The following is a 678-nucleotide window of genomic DNA, read 5'->3' as shown; positions in this document are numbered from 1 at the left end:
TTCCCCATTCGGACACCCCCGGATCACAGCTCGGTTGCCAACTCCCCGGGGCTTATCGCAGGCTCCAACGTCCTTCATCGGCTCTTGGTGCCAAGACATCCACCGATTGCCCTTAGTAGCTTGTCACTAAGACAAAAAACAAAACAAAATCGCTACAAAGAGATGCTCGCGTCCACTATACAGTTCTCAAAATACGACCAGGACAACCAGCCCAGAACCACCACTTACCAGCAGAAGAACCAACCCCAGGGAAACAAAACACCCAGAATCAGAACCCCACCAACAGTCTGGTGTGAGCCGGCCCCGAAGAGACTTCAGTCCCAACCCCCGAACCCTCAGGTCCGTTGATTGAGCCCGATTCCTCAGGACCCAACAGCGCGCCTCGGTATCCCCACTCCCATCAACCACGTTCCACGCTCCGAAGAGCAGTACTAACAGCAGTCAGAAAGCTTCAATACCTAATGGTCAATGTTCCACATTCCGAAGCACCGTCGCACTAGAACACATGTCTAGTAAACGACGAATGGACAGGCCGCTCAACGAGCAAACCTGCCGAATGCTCCTTAGAAAGGAGGTGATCCAGCCGCACCTTCCGGTACGGCTACCTTGTTACGACTTCGTCCTAATCGCCAGCCCCACCTTCGACGGCTCCCTCCACAAGGGTTAGGCCACCGGCTT

At 54.6% G+C, this 678-nt stretch carries 2 rRNA genes; both read right to left on the bottom strand.

Annotation, left to right across the window (positions count from 1 at the left end):
- A 23S ribosomal RNA gene (locus tag HPO96_RS37440) occupies positions 1–126 on the bottom strand; the annotation flags it as partial.
- Between the two features lie 441 nt (positions 127–567).
- Positions 568–678: ribosomal RNA gene (locus tag HPO96_RS37435) — 16S ribosomal RNA — on the bottom strand; the annotation flags it as partial.

Origin of the sequence: Kribbella sandramycini, assembly GCF_013131805.1 — a bacterium.
Taxonomy (GTDB): Bacteria; Actinomycetota; Actinomycetes; order Propionibacteriales; family Kribbellaceae; genus Kribbella; species Kribbella sandramycini.
This window is presented reverse-complemented; position numbering and strand designations above follow the sequence as displayed.